This is a genomic window from Dethiosulfovibrio russensis (assembly GCF_021568855.1).
GTDB lineage: Bacteria > Synergistota > Synergistia > Synergistales > Dethiosulfovibrionaceae > Dethiosulfovibrio > Dethiosulfovibrio russensis.
Map to the genome: position 1 here is coordinate 1 of NZ_JAKGUG010000009.1, position 19242 is coordinate 19242.

General features: G+C 57.4%; 19 protein-coding genes and 1 pseudogene. 2 read left to right on the forward strand and 18 right to left on the reverse strand.

The features are described from left to right. The 5 genes and pseudogenes from L2W48_RS09975 to L2W48_RS09995 all read right to left on the reverse strand — a co-directional run. Window positions 1–1347 (reverse strand): annotated as a pseudogene (locus L2W48_RS09975) (hypothetical protein); the annotation flags it as partial. Beyond that, window positions 1344–3797: a hypothetical protein gene (locus tag L2W48_RS09980; RefSeq protein ID WP_236116545.1), complete on the reverse strand. Its 2454-nt coding sequence runs from the start codon at window positions 3795–3797 to the stop codon at window positions 1344–1346. The pseudogene L2W48_RS09975 and the gene L2W48_RS09980, both read right to left, overlap by 4 nt. Next, a complete protein-coding gene (locus tag L2W48_RS09985) occupies window positions 3797–4567 on the reverse strand; it encodes a hypothetical protein (protein WP_236116546.1) in 771 nt (256 codons plus the stop codon). Before L2W48_RS09985 ends, L2W48_RS09980 begins: the two co-directional genes overlap by 1 nt. 3 nt (window positions 4568–4570) lie before the next feature. Next, entirely contained in the window at window positions 4571–4933 is a 363-nt protein-coding gene (locus tag L2W48_RS09990) for a hypothetical protein (RefSeq protein WP_236099817.1), read from the reverse strand. Window positions 4934–4946: 13 nt separating this feature from the next. Continuing rightward, window positions 4947–7574, reverse strand: a complete 2628-nt coding sequence (locus tag L2W48_RS09995) for a phage tail tape measure protein (protein ID WP_236099816.1) — start codon at window positions 7572–7574, stop codon at window positions 4947–4949. A 107-nt stretch (window positions 7575–7681) separates the two neighbouring features. Between L2W48_RS09995 and L2W48_RS10000 the strand changes: the two genes are divergently transcribed. Continuing rightward, window positions 7682–8056, forward strand: coding sequence for a type II toxin-antitoxin system RelE/ParE family toxin (locus L2W48_RS10000; protein ID WP_268906547.1), 375 nt, complete (start codon window positions 7682–7684; stop codon window positions 8054–8056). Next, window positions 8053–8355, forward strand: coding sequence for a helix-turn-helix domain-containing protein (locus tag L2W48_RS10005; RefSeq protein ID WP_236099814.1), 303 nt, complete (start codon window positions 8053–8055; stop codon window positions 8353–8355). Before L2W48_RS10000 ends, L2W48_RS10005 begins: the two co-directional genes overlap by 4 nt. A gap of 112 nt (window positions 8356–8467) precedes the next feature. Here L2W48_RS10005 and L2W48_RS10010 read toward each other — a convergent pair whose 3' ends face one another. From L2W48_RS10010 to L2W48_RS10070, 13 genes are all read right to left on the reverse strand, one after another. Then, entirely contained in the window at window positions 8468–9025 is a 558-nt protein-coding gene (locus tag L2W48_RS10010) for a hypothetical protein (RefSeq protein ID WP_236099813.1), read from the reverse strand. Then, a complete protein-coding gene (locus L2W48_RS10015; RefSeq protein ID WP_236099812.1) occupies window positions 9025–9795 on the reverse strand; it encodes a hypothetical protein in 771 nt (256 codons plus the stop codon). The genes L2W48_RS10010 and L2W48_RS10015 overlap by 1 nt, the downstream gene beginning before the upstream one ends. Window positions 9796–9811: 16 nt before the next feature. After that, entirely contained in the window at window positions 9812–10249 is a 438-nt protein-coding gene (locus L2W48_RS10020; protein WP_236099811.1) for a hypothetical protein, read from the reverse strand. Window positions 10250–10253: 4 nt separating this feature from the next. Beyond that, complete coding sequence (locus L2W48_RS10025) at window positions 10254–10892, reverse strand: hypothetical protein (RefSeq protein WP_236099810.1); 639 nt, start codon at window positions 10890–10892, stop codon at window positions 10254–10256. Between the two features lie 15 nt (window positions 10893–10907). Continuing rightward, window positions 10908–11225, reverse strand: coding sequence for a head-tail joining protein (locus tag L2W48_RS10030; protein ID WP_236099809.1), 318 nt, complete (start codon window positions 11223–11225; stop codon window positions 10908–10910). Further along, a complete protein-coding gene (locus tag L2W48_RS10035; RefSeq protein WP_236099808.1) occupies window positions 11225–11548 on the reverse strand; it encodes a DUF2190 family protein in 324 nt (107 codons plus the stop codon). The genes L2W48_RS10030 and L2W48_RS10035 overlap by 1 nt, the downstream gene beginning before the upstream one ends. Before the next feature lie 35 nt (window positions 11549–11583). Continuing rightward, window positions 11584–13611, reverse strand: coding sequence for a prohead protease/major capsid protein fusion protein (locus tag L2W48_RS10040; protein ID WP_236099807.1), 2028 nt, complete (start codon window positions 13609–13611; stop codon window positions 11584–11586). Between the two features lie 4 nt (window positions 13612–13615). After that, window positions 13616–15166: a phage portal protein gene (locus tag L2W48_RS10045; RefSeq protein WP_236099806.1), complete on the reverse strand. Its 1551-nt coding sequence runs from the start codon at window positions 15164–15166 to the stop codon at window positions 13616–13618. Continuing rightward, on the reverse strand, window positions 15150–15341 hold the full coding sequence (locus tag L2W48_RS10050; RefSeq protein WP_236099805.1) for a DUF6148 family protein: 192 nt from the start codon (window positions 15339–15341) through the stop codon (window positions 15150–15152). The genes L2W48_RS10045 and L2W48_RS10050 overlap by 17 nt, the downstream gene beginning before the upstream one ends. Before the next feature lie 4 nt (window positions 15342–15345). Continuing rightward, the gene (locus L2W48_RS10055) at window positions 15346–17220 is read right to left on the reverse strand and encodes a terminase gpA endonuclease subunit (protein ID WP_236099819.1); all 1875 of its coding nucleotides are present in this window, start codon (window positions 17218–17220) and stop codon (window positions 15346–15348) included. Window positions 17221–17222: 2 nt separating this feature from the next. Further along, complete coding sequence (locus L2W48_RS10060; RefSeq protein ID WP_236099804.1) at window positions 17223–17753, reverse strand: terminase small subunit; 531 nt, start codon at window positions 17751–17753, stop codon at window positions 17223–17225. Between the two features lie 573 nt (window positions 17754–18326). Continuing rightward, entirely contained in the window at window positions 18327–18989 is a 663-nt protein-coding gene (locus L2W48_RS10065) for a tyrosine-type recombinase/integrase (RefSeq protein ID WP_156775053.1), read from the reverse strand. 13 nt (window positions 18990–19002) lie between these two features. Further along, window positions 19003–19203, reverse strand: a complete 201-nt coding sequence (locus L2W48_RS10070; RefSeq protein WP_236099803.1) for a hypothetical protein — start codon at window positions 19201–19203, stop codon at window positions 19003–19005. Between the last annotated feature and the right edge of the window lie 39 nt (window positions 19204–19242).

Consider the following 19242-nt stretch of genomic DNA (forward strand, 5'->3'; position numbering starts at 1 on the left):
GGAAAAACGCTCTCCCCCCTCGCCTACCGTCTCCACCGGGGAGCTACTTTCAAGGCAGACCTCCTCGTTAGCCGAATGGGACCGGACGAAGCAATGTTCATCCGAAGCCCGGATATCTCCCACCTCCGGGACTATGTGCCGCCGCATGGTACGCATATCCGTGATAACCGCCCCATCGAAGCCCTCGGCGATCAGGAAAGGCCCCGCCGCATCGACCGGTTCCGCTTCTCCGGGGAAACACCATCGCTCCATGGTCTTTGCCGCTCCTCCCAGTCTCGAAGGGATTTCTCCGTACGGGCACCAGAGAGAGACTTTCCCGTCCAGAGAAAGAACCCCGGGGAGGGCCAGATAACCCCATCGGGGAGATAGAAAGCCCTCCTCGATCTCATATAGCCTCGTTTCCTCCCCCCATAGATGGAGAGCATAAGGACCACGGACCGGCAACAGTCGACCCCTAGGATCCCCCTCTCCCGCCGCTACATGGACAGCTCCGCCTCGTACCGGGATAACCTGTCCCGGTTCTTGCCCTTGGAGCTCTCCGCTATGGACCACCGACAACCCCAGACAGGTGCCGTCGGAGTCGAAGGAAGTAGGCACCAGCAAGGCCCTCCCAGCCGACTTGTTCCCGGACCCATACAAGACGCCTCCGTCCAGCCACAGCCCGCCGAAGGAAGGCTCTGTCATCTCGGCTTCCACGGCGGGGTCGCAGTCGTACCAGGTCATGCCGTAAACCCCGGAGGGACCGGCAATATCTCCGATCTCGAACCGCTCCACTTCCATCAGCCTGGCGACAAGTGCCGCCCGTTCCAGACCTTTGGAGTTGTCTGCCGCCTCTCGAAGTTTGCGGTACTCCTCCCGCTCCCAGCAGTAGGCCAAACTCAAAGGCGTATAGCACCACCGGCCGAAGAAAACCGACTCAACAGAGGAGAGAGATGGAACGAACGGAGCCGTGTCGCTATCGTCGCACCGGTCCAGCCACCAGCCGGAGTTATCGGCGTCGGGCATCGGGCAGGGCATCTCCACGGAGACGAAAGCCCCGTCCACGACCAGGCCGCCGGAGACCAGAGCCCAGTCGTACCCAGACAGGACCGCCTCGTCGCATAAAGAAAGAGGGGACAGGCCCTCGCCTACCCCCTCTTCTCGATTCCATATATATACACCGCTCTCGAAAAGCCAGATCCGCCCGTTCCCCGATACCTCGATCAATTCTCCGGATTCGTCCGGCTTCCCGGCCTCCCTATCGAGGAGACGGATTTTAACCGTCTCCGGTACGGCGAAGGGGACCCTGCCCAACACATGGCCGGACAACCGCCCGACCGGCCCCGTGTAGACTCTCGCTTTCGTCATTTCATCACCGCCTGAATCACGCCGCTGGAGACGCTCCCGGGAGGAAGAAAGACCAGGGCGTTGTCTCCTCTCTTGATCCGTATGGAGGAGGTACAGCTGACCGGACGACCGCCCAGTATGACCAGAGCCCTGTCCGGCCGGACGTCCACCACCCGCCCGAAGGCGCTTCTGCCCTTGCCGATACTCTCCCTGGCGTAGACGTTGGCGGCGGTGGACCCGGAGTTGAGCAACATCAGATACTCCGGCGGAGTGGTGTCCGAAGGCCGGAAGGATATGGAGGTTTGTAGCTTATCGAAACTGTGTTCCACCGCCATCACCCCTCCGTCCGGATGAACCCTCATATCCAGGGGTACCGTGACCGTTTCCACTATCCCCCTGCTTACCTTCTTGACCGACAGGATGTTATCCGCGATGGTCTGGGCTATCGACCTGGCTCGATCCTCCGAGAGGTGCTCGTCTATGTACAGCTCCTTCTCCGTCCATATACTTCCTCCTCCGGACATTCCCACCGCCGGAGACACCGGAGAGGTTCCGGAGGTAGACCCCGCCAGATGGCGGAAAGCCTTGTACCTGGAACACCTTTCGTACCCCGGAGTTTTTCCGTTATCCAGATAGCCGCAGGGATCACCTTCGATGTAATCCTCCGAATCCGACTCTGAGATCCCCGTCGAGTGGACCGGCCCGTCTACCGTCTCGACGCCGCTTCCGTCCCATCCCGAAGGCTTCGGCCTCGACGTCCCGGGAGCGGAGACCGCCGAGGGAGACTCTACGACCCCGCAGGTTCCGTCGCTACACAAAAACGGGCAGGTCTCTTCCGACCAGATCCCGTCGATATAGCGGTTTCCACCGTCCTCGCCCGACGTCTTTTTCCTGTATCTCCTTCCGGGCTGAGACAGCGTTCCGACCTCCTCCGAGATGGAGGATCCTCCTGGAACCTGAATTATCCTCATAGAGCCGTCTTGCAGTAGCGTTTTCATCTGAGCCAGGGCCTCCCCGGCCCTGGAGTTCGCAGGATCGTAAAGGTCGCCGAAAAGCCCTCTCTCCAGCATATCCGCCAATCCATTGTCGTCGGTCGTCCTCTCTATACGGGTGACGCATTTACCGTCGTCGTCGAAAACCTCGTCTATCTGTCTCTGCCGCTCCCTCTTTATCATCGTGGTGGTCTGATAGGCCGGAAGCTGTATGTACCTGGTCTGGCCGTCGCTCCCCACCCAGGTAAGAGGGTTCCCGTCCGACCCCGTCACCAGGTCCGCCTCTCCGACGTCTCTTTCCTCATAGCTCCATTCCCTCTCGGTAAGTCCTCTGTATCCGTGATCGTCGTCCCACGTCCAGGCCCGCTCGGTCTTGTGGGTGTAAGGTACGTCGTTTCTTCGCCTGTCGGGATCATACGAATTGATCTCCACGACTTCCTTTAATATGTGGGTTTTGTCCATGTCGTAGGATCGTCTCACCTGATACTCCATGACGTGCTCGACCGTCTCGGTAGCTAATCCGCCCGTGGCATGATCGTAATAGACCGCATCGACGGCGGTGTCCTCGACGCTTCCGGCCTCGACGAGACAGAATCTCCACAGCCGCTGTTCCTGGTCGCCTACCCTTACCACGGAGGACTCCACGTCGTAGGAGTAGTTCGACACGATACTTTTTCTGATACCGGCTCCGGGAAGAAACAAAGTCGCCTCGTAGGATTCGACCACGTTTATAGGCGACAAGAGGGTATAGCTCCAAGACAAGGTTCCACCCGGCAAAGAGGTGGTCCCTCGCTTCGAGACCCGCTTCAACGATCCGGAGGGAGTCGTCCCATAATAGCCGCCTCCGGGACCGTCTTCGTCACCGGAAGCGTCTCCCCGGCGTCCCAGGATAACCACCACGCCGGAGGCATACCCGTCGAGATCCAGATCCCGGGCCTGTACGTCGTCCAGGTTCAACCCCTTGCAGGGATAGGTTTTACAAGGCCGGGGCGGAGCTACTTTCAGGGTTCCGTCCTGAACCATGTAGGCTACGGCCCCCCCGAGGGTGGCGAGATCCAAAACGGCGTTCGCCGCCGTCTGGCCCGAAACCAGGTGTCGGGCGTCCACCGGGACGTCTCTGTCCAGAGTTACATCCGCTTTCAACCCGCACCCCTCCGCCAGCTCGGACAAGACATCTCCGAGACTGGATCCTTTTATCTGGTGAGGCAGCAAAGGGCTTTTCATGAGCCGGAACCCCGCATCATAGCCGGATAGAGACCACAACACCCGTCCGTCCTCGGCGTCCCCCAGTTTATCCGCCCGGGACACCAGCCCGTTTTCCATGATCTCCGGGACCGTCCAAGATCCACCAAGCTCCGGAGGGCTCCCCGCAGGCAACAGTACCTTTCCCTGCCATGTCCCTATGAGGGCCCGTAATTCTCTTCTATAGGAAAACTCCACATATCCATCCGGCAGGGCCGGGGCCTGTATTTCCCGCACTACTTCACCTCCAAAACGACTTCCGCCTCGGCGACGTCCGACCGCCTGGTCCTCGATGTCACCGCGATCATGGGATCTCCGCCGGAGGAGCCCTCGACCGGCAGGAAAACCGACCACATCGGCAGATATCCGACCCATCCGTAGACCACTCCGCCAGATGGATGTATCGACACCGGAATCTCTCTGGTAGTCCGAGCCACGCCGTTCACATCCGCCCAGGGCCTTATCATGTGGGCCGACGCCGGAAGCCCCGACACCCAGGCAGGGACGCCCGAGAGATCCACCGACGCCGCCTCGCCTCTGGAAAGGACGGCGGAGAGTTCCGAGGTCCATCTCATGGCCCCAGAGATGAAAAGGTCCTCCCAGTCGCAGAGTCGTCCGGTCTCTCCGAATACCGGACGGTCCACCACCCACCGAGGCGATACGCTGGCGTCCGCCTCCACTGGCCACAACATCCAGCGGAGTGGACGAAAAACCTGCATATCCTCCGATCGTAGCCCCCTAAAGGACACGTCCAATCTGGTCAGCTTACCGGCATTCGTGAGAGATCCGAATCGAAACGCCGGACGACACAAGCCGACCTTGCCGACCTGCAAAGTCTCCAGATACAACAGAATAGTCCGGGGCTCCACCTCCAGGGTCAAAACATCGTGGGTCTCCTGCCTCGTAACGTTGGCCACCGCCGTCTCGGGCTCTCCGTTCAGGCTGACAGCCAGACAGAGAGGCGGTTCCCCGCCGCTAATATGCAGACTTGTCCATACGCTATCCATGGGCTACTCCCCCGCCATCGGTTCGTCTATAGCCAGGCTTCCATCGTAGGCCCTGGAGGACAAAGCCTGTATCTCGTAGGACCGACCGTCGAAAAACTCCCCGTCGACTGCCTTTATCCGGTGAAGCCCCGACAGCTTTATCTGCTCCACCACGTACTCTATTCCCTGATGGGAGAAGACCTCGCCGACCGTGAAAAACCCCGCAGGGTGAGAGGTGAAATGCCCCTGAAAGGTGGCCCTGAAACGGACCCTGCCGCCGGGGCGACGGACGAAAACAGTCTCCCCCGAGGCTGTGACCACCATCTCGCCGTGGGGGATCTCCTCTATGTCCGTAAGTTCGTAGTTGGCCACCGGGTCGTAGCTCATGAAAACCCCCTCCTCAGTACCCCAGATCGAAGGACTTGACTATCCCCCGGCCGATCTCCCGACCGGTCTTGTCCGCATCCTCCGGACGTTTTACGTTGACCGTGCCTATCTGTATAGATATAGGGGCGGAAACCTTGTTGACCGTTTCGCCGAATCCGCCCTTGCCGGAGAAATTCGGCATTCTGCTTTGAACCCCCAGGTTGGAAAGCTCCAGCTTGGCGTGGTAGGCTTTCAGATCTCCCATCAAGGCGGAGCTGAATTTCATACCGGCATATTCTTTTTCTATCTGATCTCCGGTTTTTTTGACGAGCTCGTCCGTCTTCTTCTGAATGAGCTTCATGGCCTCTGTCAGAGCGGGGCCTTTTATAAAGCCGTCCTGAATGGCCCCGGTCAGAATCTTTACGATGGAATCCTGCCCCTTGCCCATGGCCCCGGCTATGGAGGCCATAAGAGCGTCTCCCCCCTCCGTTCCCATCTTCTCCATGGCGGATACGAAAGCGGTGGCCATATAAGGATCCTCGTCGGCAAGAGACTTCTTTATCTCCTCTACCGCCTTCAATATGGAGTCTCTCATCACGGCATCGGCCTCTTCGGCGGAGACTCCCAATGTTTCCATCGCCTCTTTGCCGCCGGCTTTTATCTCCTCTACACGTTCCTTAAGGTCCGAGATGGCTAAATCTATCTTTCTGATCGGCTTATCGCTAACCCACCTGGCGAGGAGATCGTCGGGATTATCAAAAAGCTCTTCATCATCGAATAGACTAGCTAGAGAAAACGGGTCCTCTTCAAGCTTTTTCATATCATCCGATACGTTTTTGATCTTATCGTCCAAATCCTCGACGGCCTTGGAGGTTTCCTTTAGCGATGCACTCGTTTTATTGTTCTTCTCTATCCATTCCTGAATCGGTTCAGGCAGACTTTCGAGGGCCTCTTTATCTCCCTTCAAGGCCTCTTCGAACCCTTCCAGATCCTCAAGCCCCATATCTAGGCCTATATTCGCCCCGGCACCGCCAAGAGCGAGCTTAAGCTCGTAGAACCAAGCTCCCTTGTACTTGATCAACGCCCGTATCTCGTTGCGAAAGTCCTTGGCCCAGCGAGACAGTCGTCCACTGTCGCCCAACTTGTTGACCGTCTCCGATAATGCCGCTCCGCTTTTTATAAGCCACTTAGCGATGGAAGTACCCTCGATAAAAGTCGCCACCTTGTTGAACTTTTCCATCATATCGGCCAAGTCGCCAAAAGATCCCGCAAGGCTTAGAACTCCTCCGGCTATGGACAAAACCTTACCGGAGGCCCACCCGTATATTATGATCTTGGTCAGGCTATCGGCGTGTTCTATCAGGAGGTCCCAGGGGATCATGTCGGCTATGGTCTTAAGCGATCGATAGATCGCCTTCAACATCTTGCCGAAGGTCTCGCACTGATCGGTGAAGGAGGCGACATCGACCTTCTCCAACGCCTCTTTGAACTCTTCCACTTGTATATTGCCTAACCCCAATCCTTCGAAGAAGGCATCAACCGAGCCCTTAAGCACCTGGTTCTCGTCCGCCCATTCGACGAGAACCTCCAGCAGTTCGGCAACGTGGGCGACATATCGAGACACCTCGTCTCCCAACGGCTCAAGGAGCTTGTCTTTCGCGGTATTTCTAAGTGACTGAAGAGACTCTATCAACGTAGATGTTTCCTCGTCGGCCGTTTCGATCGCTCCCTCGGCCTTCGATAAGACCTCCACCAACGCTCCGAGCTCGAAGCGGTTCTCCCTGATAGCCGCCGCCATGTCCGGACCTGCATCGGCGCCGAAGTATTTCACGGCCTTGTTTATGGCATCTCCTTCGGTGGTGGCGTTTTTTATGCTATTCGTAAGGTCCTTCCATCCCTGAACCAGGTTCCGGACACCGCTTCGGGTCATGTTCGTTATCGCCTGGCCAAGACCGGACAGGGCCTTTTCGGTGCTGACCCCTTCCTTTTCCCACTTGCCCAACAACCCGAGAGCCTCCTCCAGGGAGAAACCCAGCTGCCTGAACTTGGTTCCATAGGTAACGGCCTTCTCCGCCAGGTTTTCTATGGAAGCCCCCGTCGATCTGGACGCAACGAACAGCGCATCCAGCGCCTCGGTCTGTTTATCCGTCGAGATCGACCAGTCCCCGAAGAGCCTGGACCCCAGACGAACCGCGTTGTTGAGATCCACTCCGGTGACGTCCGACAGGGACAGATACTGCTGGGTCAGTTTCTCCAGAGCCTCACCGGCGGCCCCGGTCGCCACCCGAACAGCTGCCAGAGCCTGGGCCACCTCTCCGTATCCGGACACCGGGTTTTCCCTGAAAAGCCTTCTGACTATGTCCTCGTATTCTTTCAGGGCCTCTTCGCCTTCTCCGGTTTTCTGGGCTACGACCGCCATGGCCTCCTCGAGGTCCTGAGCCACCGAGAAAGCGGCCAATCCGGTTCCAGCGGCGGCGGCTTTGGCCGCAAGGCCTGCCGCCACCAGTCCCTTCATAGCCGGATCGAAAACCTTCCCTACCGACTGGCCGTAGGTCTCCAGGCGGTGACCGTTCAGATAGAGGGTTTTCTGCAATCTGTCGAAGGCGCTCACGGCCTGATCTACACGAGCCCCTACGTTTATCTGTACGTCCCGCTTGGACAAAAGATCACCTCCGGAGAGAAATAAAAAAGCCGCCCCTGAGGGACGACTTTTTGAACGAGAGAATAAGCTTCGTTGCGTATAGTAGCACTTAGTGCTACTATACTAGCATGAACCGGATATTTATAACAAAGGCATTTTATCGTTGGATGTCCAAAAATCGCATCAACAACGACAGCATCATAGCCGCCGTAAAAGAGATGGAATCCGGTCTAATCGATGCGGACCTTGGAGGATACATCTGCAAAAAAAGGATTCCTCTCCCGGGGCAAGGGAAAAGGGGTAGCGCAAGAACGATAGTCGCAACCAAGCAGGAGAATAGCTGGTTCTTCATTTATGGATTTAACAAGAACGAGCGTTCAAACATATCCTCGAAAGAACTGGAGTCCTTTCAGGAAATGGCAAAAGGGTTGTTGTCTCTGACAAATCAAAAACTATCTTTAGCTACTAGAAATGGCGCATTGAAGGAGGTGTCGTCAAAATGAGCCGTATACTTGAAGAAATGCACGAAACAGCTCGTGACCTGTACGAAGCGGGGAGCTTTTCCGAAAACCAGATGCAAAACTTCGACGTAATGTGTCTCCCGAAGGTTCCCAACTATTCTCCGGAGAACATCAAACATATTCGTTCTTTGTACGATCTAAGTCAAAAAAACTTAGCTTTTCTCCTTAACGTCAGTCTATCTACTCTACAAAAGTGGGAAACCGGAGCGAAAAAACCGGCAGGGGCGGCCAGAAAACTCCTGAACGTCTTGGAATCAAAAGGAATATCCGCTCTGCTTTAAACGCACATTACCAAGGGCCATCATCTCGACGATGGCCCTTGATGACTTTAGTCAACATTGATCAACTTCTACCCCACCATAGCCACGTCGATCATCTCGTTCAATCTCTTTTCTACATCCCCCTAACCCCGTCCTTCACCAGGTCCTCTATCGTCCGTCGCTTTCCCTTGCCCCGCTCGTCGTCGGGGTCCAGGATTTCTTGTGCGGCCTCGATAAAGCCCACGAACTGCCAGTAGGTCCAGCGATGGAACATGGTCTCCTCGTCTATTCCGAAGTTACGCCTCATATGAAGGCAGAACTTCGGCCATGCCAGAGGATCCCCCTCCGAGTCGTCCGCTCCGTCCTCACCGTGAGTCTTGAGATCCTCCAATATATCCGGCACCTTGTTGACCTCCCAGACTATGGCCAATAGACCGGACTTCACATCGGCATCCTCCGCCGGAATGGAATCCGCCGTAGGGAAGGCATCCATCAATATAGGGTCCAGAACCCTCCGTTCTGCAAGCAAGGCATCCATGGCCTCTCTGCCGTCTTCGGGAATCTCGCCGTCGCACAGCTCCCTTATGGACACGACGAGGGCGGAAACGTCCGCCCTCGTCAGATACCGCAGTTTATGAGGCCGCCCGCCTATGGTAACGACCAACCGGGCAGGCTCGGGGAAATGGCGCATTACCAGCCCCCTCCAGGGACCGCCTCCGCCGGCACATCCATAACCGTCATAAGCTGACGCCCCGCCGGTTTCGTGCTGTCCGCTATTGCCGTAACCTCCACGGCCAGAGGCGACTCGGAAGCCTCCTTGAACGCCATGGAGAAGTTACCCTTCACCTTGCCCTTCCATATCCGGACGTGACGATACTTTCCGTCTCTGCGCTTGTGATAGAAATCGACCCGGAAAGTCTTGTCCGTCGAGGTTCCGCCGCCGACACCGAACCCTTTGCTTTCGTAGGTCTTATACGTGTAGCTCGCCTTGACGTCGTCGCCGTCGGCTATCTTGGCGGAGTCGGGCACTCTGTAGATGGTTCCGTTCAACCGGTCCAGGTAATAGTCCACTCCCTCGGTCAAAGCCGTGCCATCCACAGTGGTTACCGTGGCGTCCCCCTCCACCCTGCCCTTGCCGAGCATGGTATGGACGGAATCGAACAGCGTCACAAGCTCGTCGGCGACGGTGGCGGTTCCGGCGTTTTCTGTTACCGGATCGTACTCCGGCATCAGACGGCAGACCATATCCAGGTTCGTCTCCAGCAGATTGAAGCTCAGGGTCAGCTCCTCACTGACCAGAGCAGAAAGGACCACCGTCGCCGGGAACCCGGCTTTCAGCTCGTACATCTCCTTTCCGTGCTCGAAGGTCAGATCGTCCTTCAGCTGACCGACATCCTCGCCGTCGACGAACATGCGACCGGATCCCAGAACTATATCGTTGGAATTCCTTACGTTCGCCATTCCTATCGCCCCTCTCTCACCATTCCGTAACCGTCAGCTCCATCTCCCCCACGAAGGCGGGAGACTGATCGGAGCTGAAGAGATCGTATCCGGTGTAGGTTATTCTGTACTCGCTCCCCACCGCCTCCAGGGAGGACAGCACCAGCTCGCCCAGTTCGTCCACCTTCAGAAAGCCGGGGAACGTGATCTTGTTGCCGTCCCGCTCCTCTCCTCCGTCGTTCAGCACCGCCCACATGAGATCTATCTTGTGTTCTCCACGACCGACTCCATCGAAATCGCTCCTGTCGGGAGCGACCACGATCGCAGGAAGCTCGTCGTTTCCGGGAGGACGCCGGGCGTTATATCCGGCCATCACGGTCGGCTCTCTGCCGAAACGGTCCAAACAGAAAGCCCGGACCTCTTCGGACCGGGCTATGGAGTCTCTTATCTCCATCATTACCTGAGTCAATCTCACCTCGTCACCACCAGCTTCCGTAAACTCTGTATTTTCTCTTGCTCTTTTTCGTGGACCTCTTCATATCGTCCTCCATGTAACCGTCGATCTTCTTCACGAAATATCCCGGAATTCTGGGAACCAGAACCGCCCTCATAGGACCTATGGTCGGCCTGGCGGGTAGGATTATCTCCCTCGTCTCTTTCCGAAGACGTACGCCTTTTTTCAGCACCTTGGGCCATTTTTTGGCTCTGGCTCCGGACCACCAGAACCGCCGCATCTTTTCGGTAACCGGAAGACGCCGTCCCTTTTCCTGCATAGACCCCAGATATACGGCGCTCTTCGAGAGCCACCCCACGGTCAGGGAGCCGTCGTCTTTATACTGATAGCCCACGGCCTTTCGAAGCTTGCCGAGAGGTCCGCTTCTTACCTTCTTTTTTTTCATGACCCTGAGTTTCGATTTCGCCTTGACGCCGCGGGCTACGCCGGACAGAGGAGCGTAGCGTCTTCCTCCGGGAGCGCCGCTCTCTATGCCTTTTTTTATCTCCTTCTGCATCATCCACCCGACAGACTTCAAGGCCCTCCGGCGAAATTCGGGAAACTCCCTGATAACGTCCTCCACCCATGGAGTGGCCATATCCTTCCAGGAAACTGTGACGGACATAGGATCACCTCCCCATTACAGAAACGACCGATCCGTCCGGATCTCCAGCAGAGCCGTCGTCATGGAACGGGAGATCTCTCTAACCACCGACCAGACCTTTCCGTCGGCCTCGAGGACCTCGTCTCCTTCGCAGGGATCCACATCGGAAAGTCTTATCCTCAAAGTTCCTTCCGTGGAGGAACCGTCCGACCCGAAGCCCGTTCCGTCGGTTGCGGTCCTGCCCTTGCGGATGATCGCCCGGATCTCGCTGCCGTTATAGACCACCGTGTCGGCCCAATCACCTTTGAACAGGGCTTCTACCGTAGATGTCAGGTGATCCCGAAAAGATCCCATCAGTCGATCTTCACCTCTCCAAAGTTGGCCGAAGCCGCCTTCGGAGTCCAGGCGTACCCCGCCAGGGGTTTGTCGTCCGTACCGTCCCTGGTCAGGCTTCCGGCAGAGGCGTCCCAGTAAAGAGCCTCTCCGGGAGCAAAGGCCGTCCCCGTCACGGCGGGCAGCCGGAACACCCCCACCACGGCCAAAACTCCCGTTTTCCCAGCCGGTATATCGGTAGTGGCCACTCCGATCCTTCCCCCCAAAACGACCACATCGTCTACGGACACATCCTCGGTCGGCGTGTAATCCATCCTGCCGCCTATCTCCACGTAAGTTCTCACACGAATCGCCTCCTTATGAAAGAAAACCCCGAAGCCTACGCCCCGGGGTTCTTCTGGAAACCGCGCCAGTCCATGGCCTTGGCTCCCACGTCTATTCGCACCTTGTAGCTCGTTCCGTCCACGTTCCATCCCTGCTGCTGTTCCAGATAGGGTTCCTTGATCCCGTTCAGGAAGAACAACTTTACCGTCTTGCCCTTCTCGGCGGCCATGTAGAAAGCGGTCTCGCTCACGTCGTCCAATCTGGGATCGGACACGAGCTCGAAGGCTCCGGCGTAGGGGTTGGCTCCTCCTCCGTTGGCTTTGTTCGCCGAGGTGTCCACCGACAGAGGAGTTTCGGTCTGTTTGAGGAACCTCCTGGCCGCAAGCTCCAGAGCCACCGGCACCACCAGGAACTTGGGAATGATGTTCAGCCGCCTCTTTCCGGAAAGGTCCGTCTGCCGCTTCATGGCCTGCACCATAAGACTTAGCGCCGTCAAAGTGGCCTCGAAATCGGTGAAGCTGAAAGCCGCCGCAGGCTGAAGGTTTCCGTGATGGGTACAGAAAAGATCCTTCTTGTCGCCCATCTTGGGGTTATCCAGAAAAGCCTGGTAGCCCACGTCGGCCACCTTGCGCCTGGCGGCCTCGCCCATCTTCCGGGGAATATCGGTCAGTACGCCCAGTGCGTCGTTTACGATCGACTGTCTGGATATGGAGAACATACGGCCGAAGGTCCCTATCTTCCAGGCCTCCGACTCCTCGCCCATGGATCCGCTCTTGTACTCTCCGGACTCCGGCAGAGGAAGCAGATCGTCCACCTCTCCGGCCCTCGCCCCGGTATGTTCCTTGAAATCGGTCACGACGCCGGAGTCGTCCATCCATTTAAGATAGCTCTCCTCCTGAACGCCCCACCCTTCCATAAGAGAGACGTTCGCAACGCTTCCCAGGATGACGGGAAGGTCCGAGGTGGTCAGGGCGCGGCCTATCATCTCCATAGGATTTCCCCCGACCCGCTCGCCCATCCGGGTCAGACATTCCTCGGCCATTCTCTCCAGCCTGTAGCCTCTCAGATCCATGGATCCGGCGGCAGGATCCTCTACGGGCAGACCGCCGCGGATCAGGAGCGCATCTCTGGCGGCGGAACGGAATTTCTCCTTCTCGTCCTCCGTCACCCTGCAGGGAACGGAGATTGCCTGCCGCGTCTCCTTGAGCTTTTTCATGACCTCGGCTCTCACCGTGTCGAGTTCCGCACCGGAACGGATGAATTCGCCAAGATCGATATCGAAGGATCTTCCCATCTCCTGGATCTCCGATACCCTCTCCCGCTCGGCCCTGATAGCCCGGACTACGGTTTCCCCTGAAGAAGGGTTGCCTCTTTCGCCGTTTCGGAGGTCGTCCGCAGCGGACCGGTTCTCCTCCCTCCCATCGTTCCCGGCGAGGTCGCTTCTCTTAGCCTCCGGGGCCGCACCGTTCCCGGCTTCGTCGCCGGGCAAAGACAAATTTCTTTTCACTCCGTCATCTCCTCCTTTTTCATCGACACTCCGTCCCACCCCCACCGACGGATCGGCGGGAACCGACACGATGGAAATCTCCAGTCCTTCCCATCTGGTACCCACGTAACAGGGCCCGGCAAAACGACCGTTGCTGGACGTACCACCGGCCGGAACCTTTTCCCAGTTCTCCACCCTGTAGCCCACCGATACGCTCTTGAGAGATCCGGCCAGAACCTTTCTGTAGATCCTGTCGCTTTCCTCGTCGTCGTCGAATCGGACTAGTGCCCGCCCCTTCCTGGAAGATTCATCTATCCAGACCTTCTCTATCGAACCGATTGGAACGTCGGATTTGTGATTCCAGAGTAGGACTCCCATTTCCTCCAATCGTTTCAAATCGACGGCACCCTGATCGTGGGATAGATATTCCACCTCTCCCCAGCGAGAAACCGGAGACTCGGACGAAAAAGAGAGCTCCACCGTTCTGGAGCTCTCAGTGCCCTTGGTTTCAACTCCGGCTATCTCCCTGTAGTAGGTCCCGTCTACAGGGACATCCCTGTAGTAGGTTCCAGCCCTCTCACCTCTAAAACCGGTCACGCAATCACTCTCCTTTCCCGTTATCCAGAGCCATCAACGAAAGAGCCTCCTGCCCTATCCCGGAAGATCCGGCAAGACCTCCGAGATTAAGGGACGTCATATACTCCCTCTCTCGCGATATCTGCTCCAACACCTCCCTCCAATCCTTGCCCTTGGAGGCACATACATCCTGAAGGGTTGTTATTCCGGCCTCCATCTCCTTCGTGATAGCCGATACCTCTTTGAGTGGATCCACCCACTGTCTTCCGGGAGGAACCCACCGGCACCGGTTGTACACATCGGGACGCTGGAAATAATCCCGTATGTTCAGCTTTCCGGACAGAACGCAGGCACAGACGAAGGCCTCCCATAGAGGTTCGAGGACCCTCTCGACCATGAACTGCCTCAGCACCTTGTATCCTTCCTCGTCCTCGAGGGATGCGGCCCTGGCCGAGCTGTAGTTCGTTCGGCTCACGTCCCTGCTCACCACCTCGTAGCTCTGCCCCGTTCCCGCTCCTATCAGTCTCTGCTGCAAAGCCACGAAGTCCGAGGCTCCGGTGTTGGGATGGGTCGGGTTGGCGAACTCCACATCCGCCCCGTCCGGAAGGGTATTCACTATTCCCGGCTCGAGTCTGGTTACGTTCTTATCCCTGCCCAGGGCGTCCTGGACCGTGGCGTTTCTTCCTATCGACGGAGTGTTCCCGCTTCCCGTCTTTATGAAGGCGGCGAAGCACGCCGCTATCCTGGCCGCCATCAGTTCGGCATCCATGTACTCTCCCGAGTCTCTGATATTGCCCATGACATGGGCGAACTGGCTTATACCCCTCACCGCCTGAGGTCTGGTCTTTACGAACATCGGCAACACCCGCCCGGCATCCACTCTCACCGCCTCGGTGGTTCTGCCGAAAGAGGACGTCTCCATGTCGTCCCTGTAGAACCAATAGGCCAGAGGACGCCAGTACTCGTTGACCTCCACTCCCGAAACTATCCGCTTATCCTTCGCCCGGGGCATCCAGGTCGCAAGGGCGTCGGCCTCCATCATCTGTATCTGCAGCGGAATGAATCCGTCCTCCGGAGCCGTGAGAATCGGGTATATCTCTCCGTCCGTAACCATACGGCGAACCATCATCCGCTGAAGACCGTAAAACCCGTCGTGGCCGGTTATGTCGCAGTTCTTCGGCTTCGCCCACACCTCCCACAGGGCCTCTATCTCCCGGTTCAGCTTTTCGTTCTCCGTTCCGTCGGCATCGAGGATTTTAGCCTGAGGCCGTAGCCCCGTGCCTACGACGTGACGCTCCATCGCAAGCAGAACGCTCTGAGCTATTCCGTTGTTCCGTTCGAGGTCTCTCGCCCGAGCCCTTATCCTATCCCTGTAGACTCGGTCGGTTTCGTCCGGCCTTTTATTCACCGCCACCCAACCGCTTCCGTAGCGGTCTATCCTGGCGGCGTCGTAGTTGCGTTTATCCCATCGGGCCTCCATCTTGGCCCTGTCGTCCATACGTCTGGCACCGGCTCCGGGAGACACCAGTCCCACGGCCCGGTCCAGCACGTAACCCGCCTTACCAAACCACGACATGAGGACCTCCTCCCTCTTCCATGGCCAACATGCCCCGAAGCTCCTTTATCCGTTTCTGTATGTGGGACAAGTTGGCCCTGTCTATCTTCAATCCGTTATCCTCGAAGGCCTGTCCTCCCTCCAGTATCTCGGCCTCGGCCTTTTCGTACATGGCCAGTTCTTCCGTCAGGGTCATTAGATCACCTCCCTTTCCACCATCCCGAACCGCCGCCCTTCAGCCATCCCGCACCTTCGGCGGAATCCACGGAAGAAGACGACGGCCTCATGGCCTCCCGCTCCTCCTCCGTCGGCATGTAGTGCAGGTTGAGCATCCTTGCCGCCAGAGTCGCATAAACCTCGCAGTCCAGAAGGTGGTTAGCGGCGTGTCCGGAGATCTTCTTCCACTCGTGATGACTGGAACCTGTCCTGGCATCCGTCACCATCACCTTGTGTTCCGACGCTATCTGCTCGGCGTATCCTCTCGGGCAGTCTCTGAAAAGCGACCACGACCCTCTAGTTCCGGGCTCCTTCGTCATACGTCCGAAAATGAAATCCTTCAACAGAGACGTATTCGCCTCCAGCATGGTGAGGCCGTCTTTCCGGCCCTTGCGGTCCACCACGTGACGGCGGTAATAACCGTCCATCCTGCGAGAGGCCCCCTTGACCGGACCCAGAACATCGCCGTACACCACGCAGGCGTCGTAAACCTCGTCGGTCCTGTAGCCGCAGTCGACAAGGCAGTAGCCGATCTGACACAGACGACCGTCGCCGAAACGATAGACCGGCTCCACTATATGGGCCCTCAAACCGTCTTGCAGGTCCGTCTCGTTCCAGGTGTCGAACCGGCCATACTCGATAAGCCAGGACGTAAGCCCAGGCCCCCAGGCACGAACCACGTAATAGGCCTCCGACTTCTGGACGTCCACTCCGGCGGTAATGGCCACAGCCTCGTCCGGCACCTCTCCTCGGGAATAATTTCCGGAAGCCTCCAGAACCTTCTCCGGCTCCGCCTTGGCCACCGACTCCCTGAAGGGCTCGGCCAGCCAGGAGTTTATGAAGTTCATAAGATCCTCCGGACTGTCTTTCGACCGAAGGAACTCCGAAGCCACGGCACCGAACGAAATCTGAGGAGAATATATCGAGTTCCAGTGGAAACCTATCCGACGGATTTTCCCCGGCTCGACTCCTTCCGAAACCCATCTGCCTTCGCCCAGCATAAAAGACTTGTCCCGATCCTCTATCCTTCCTTCACAGTGAGGACAGCGATACCACGCCCGATCCTCCACCTGGCGAATTATCTTCTGTCTGGCGGTGGGATCGTCCTCCTTCCTGAGGGCTTCCGTGAGATCCTCGGGCCACGACACATCCTTGAAGGAGAAGGAGAGGAGCTCCCCGCAACGAGGACAGGGAACCTCGTACCGATAGACGACGTCGCACCTCTGCAAAAGCCGCCAGATGTTCCCGGTCTCCAGGGTCGGAGTGGATATGTACATCAGCTTTCGGTTGGGAAAAGTCTTGGTCCTCTCCTTCCCCAGCTTCAGCGGATTAGCCTCCCGACCCGAATACCTCGGATACTTGTCGATCTCGTCGAAGATTATGTATCTCATAGGCATGGCGGAGAGAGCGGCGGGGCTGTTCGCTCCGGTGAGAGCTATATACATTCCCCGAAACTGAAGCTCCAGACGATCCGACTCCCTCTCCCGAAAGATCCCATTGAATACGTTGCTGGTTTTTATCATGTCCTGAAGCCGGTTTTCGCTGGCCCATTCCGCTATGTCCTCGGTGGGATACACCACCAGAGCCGCCCCGGGATCCTGACAGGCCGTGTAACCCAGACAGTTGTTCGCCGCCTCCGACGCCCCCGCCTGAGCTCCCTTGCACAGAACGATCTCCTCCACTCCCGGCTCGTTCCAGGCATCCATGATCCCCTTGAGATAGGGCATGTAGGAAGTCCTCCACGGTCCGGGCTTGGCGGCAAGCCTGGGAGTCAGGATACGATAACGGTCCGCCCACTCGCTTACGGTCATCCTTTCCGGAGGCTTGCAGGCCGCAAGTTCCGCGAATGTCCAAGGCACGATCAACGAACCACCTCCTTTTCCTTCTTGCCCGCCGGTGTGAAGGGGCCGTCTCTCGAATACCCCTCCCAGATAATCCGGATCTCCTCTCCCAGAATCTTCTCCATCTCCGTCCGAGACATGCCCTCCAGCAGAGGAGGCAGAGTATTGACCCAGCCGAACATGTTGGTCCGGCAGATCACCAGGCGATCGGCCCAGGCATCCTCAACCTGCTCGAACGGAATGTACCGCCCCTCCAGAACCTTAAGACGGATCTCCTCCTGAGCCGCCTTCGCCTTGCGATATTCGGCCTCGGCTTTCAGCTTTACCGCCTGCCAGTTACCGTCGTTGTCGGGGCTGTCGGTCTCCAGTCCGCACCGCCACCTATAAACCTCCTCAGGATCCCACCACCCCCTACCGGCCTGAGGACAGCCGGACCTCTTCCACTCGGACATCGTCTTGGAGGTCACCCCGAAAAAGGCGGCGCATCTTTTGGTGGAGAGCATTATCCTGTCGCCCTCGACCTTGATGTTGGGCTTCGCCAGGCGGATCACCCCCTAAGTAAACTCTAGTTTCCACCCCATTTCGGCGTTTAATGTTCTATAGTTATTGATATTTGATGCTTAACCCTTAACCCCAATTTCGTATTTTAATCGAGATTTTTCCATCGGTGCAACCGACCCCTGAGGCCCCCACCCCCCAGGAAGGACCCGTAACGTTTTCCCTTTGCGATTACCGGGCTCACGGCTTCTCGAATCGGGCGAAATAGGCCTCTTCGGGATTCTCTACAGCGTAACTCAATGACAGGGAGTAACGTAGAACAACCTCTTTTGGAAAACCGCCCCACTACCGGCTTGGATAGCCTTCGAGCGGAAGATTATTAAACTCGGAAACGGGCTTTTTCTCGAAGATAGTCGAAAAATGATTAAAAACGACCGTTTCAGACCATCTCATTATTAACCCTCCGACGCCGGGAAGCCTTGCAAACACCGGATTCTTTTCTTCGATTCGGCGCTAATGAGCCCCGAAAACCCCGATGTTTAACCCCTACGGCCCGATCGAGGACCAGACAAGACGAGCTCGACTCCATGATTGATTTAAGGTGTGGCATTATGAAGCCAAATCAATCACAGGTTCAAGGCCCTGTAGTGGCCGTCCGTTATCTCTTTCGTGATGCCCAGATAACGCAGAGTAACCTTCTCCGACGAGTGGCCGTACATGGTCTGGATATCCGCCAGAGGCACCGAATCACCCTCGTAATAGAGCATGTACCCCAGGGTCTTCCTCATGGAGTGGCAGCCGATGGACGTGGTTCGAAGGTTGATCCGCTCCGCCGGAGGCGATGCCTCGTTGGCTCGTACCGCCGCATCGTTCAGCATCCGGTAGACCTGCATCCTCGATATGGCCCGCATCTCCTCTCCCTTCCGGCGGACGGCGGCCCATAGGGGCTCGTCTCTAGCCAAGCCCCTGAGATCCTTCCTGTAGCGCAGATAGTCCTTTAAGGCCTCCCGGCTTTTGTCTACGAGGGGGAACGTCCGGATGTTACCGGTCTTTCCCTCCCGAAGCCTTATTTCCTCCTCTATCCTGAGACGACAGCTTCTACCGGCCAGGACGTCGTCCACCTTGAGGTCGAGCAGATCTCCGATCCGGAGGGCCGAATTGATCCCGAAGACGAAAAGGGCGTAATCCCTCAAAGCCGCCTCCCGGCTGAATCTCCCCGGCCTTTCAAGAATGGCCCGCTTCATCCGGTTGATCTGCCTCCTGCCTCGGAAGGGACTCGTGTATTTCAATCCCGCTCCCTCCTCATCCCTCGCAAGACCTTCTCAACCGCTCGAGGCTCCATCCCTTCTTCGCCCTGCGCCTGAGCCACCGCTTCATGAGGCGCACGTCACAGGGTTCGACGATGGTGATGGGATCCGCCATGTAGGGAATGGGATACCTGGCGTCGGAGACACCGACACGCAACCCGCCCCGCCCCTCTTTGCGACACCAGATAACGTACATAGCTAACCCCTCCTATTCCAAGGCATAAAAAAAGCCCCG

What these genes read in the sequence shown, in the direction of transcription:
- L2W48_RS09985 (WP_236116546.1), bottom strand. Translation starts at nt 4,567, where the DNA reads ATGGATAGCGTATGGACAAGTCTGCATATTAGCGGCGGGGAACCGCCT.
- L2W48_RS09990 (WP_236099817.1), bottom strand. Translation starts at nt 4,933, where the DNA reads ATGAGCTACGACCCGGTGGCCAACTACGAACTTACGGACATAGAGGAG.
- L2W48_RS10000 (WP_268906547.1), top strand. Translation starts at nt 7,682, where the DNA reads ATGAACCGGATATTTATAACAAAGGCATTTTATCGTTGGATGTCCAAA.
- L2W48_RS10005 (WP_236099814.1), top strand. Translation starts at nt 8,053, where the DNA reads ATGAGCCGTATACTTGAAGAAATGCACGAAACAGCTCGTGACCTGTAC.
- L2W48_RS10010 (WP_236099813.1), bottom strand. Translation starts at nt 9,025, where the DNA reads ATGCGCCATTTCCCCGAGCCTGCCCGGTTGGTCGTTACCATAGGCGGG.
- L2W48_RS10015 (WP_236099812.1), bottom strand. Translation starts at nt 9,795, where the DNA reads ATGGCGAACGTAAGGAATTCCAACGATATAGTTCTGGGATCCGGTCGC.
- L2W48_RS10025 (WP_236099810.1), bottom strand. Translation starts at nt 10,892, where the DNA reads ATGTCCGTCACAGTTTCCTGGAAGGATATGGCCACTCCATGGGTGGAG.
- L2W48_RS10030 (WP_236099809.1), bottom strand. Translation starts at nt 11,225, where the DNA reads ATGGGATCTTTTCGGGATCACCTGACATCTACGGTAGAAGCCCTGTTC.
- L2W48_RS10045 (WP_236099806.1), bottom strand. Translation starts at nt 15,166, where the DNA reads ATGTCGTGGTTTGGTAAGGCGGGTTACGTGCTGGACCGGGCCGTGGGA.
- L2W48_RS10050 (WP_236099805.1), bottom strand. Translation starts at nt 15,341, where the DNA reads ATGACCCTGACGGAAGAACTGGCCATGTACGAAAAGGCCGAGGCCGAG.
- L2W48_RS10070 (WP_236099803.1), bottom strand. Translation starts at nt 19,203, where the DNA reads ATGTACGTTATCTGGTGTCGCAAAGAGGGGCGGGGCGGGTTGCGTGTC.